The 265-nt window shown below is 51.3% G+C and carries 1 rRNA gene; it reads left to right on the top strand.

Annotated elements, in window-relative coordinates:
- Positions 1–265: ribosomal RNA gene (locus GCN78_RS29060) — 16S ribosomal RNA — on the top strand; the annotation flags it as partial.

The raw sequence follows: 265 nt of genomic DNA, 5'->3' as shown, positions 1-265 counted from the left end.
CTGGGGAGTACGGTCGCAAGATTAAAACTCAAAGGAATTGACGGGGACCCGCACAAGCGGTGGATGATGTGGATTAATTCGATGCAACGCGAAAAACCTTACCTACCCTTGACATGGCTGGAATCCTCGAGAGATTGAGGAGTGCTCGAAAGAGAACCAGTACACAGGTGCTGCATGGCTGTCGTCAGCTCGTGTCGTGAGATGTTGGGTTAAGTCCCGCAACGAGCGCAACCCTTGTCATTAGTTGCTACGAAAGGGCACTCTA

The sequence above is a fragment of the Janthinobacterium rivuli genome (genome assembly GCF_009208735.1).
Taxonomy (GTDB): Bacteria; Pseudomonadota; Gammaproteobacteria; order Burkholderiales; family Burkholderiaceae_D; genus Janthinobacterium.
Note: the sequence above shows the minus strand (reverse complement) of the source record. Positions and strands in the feature narration are given on the sequence as shown.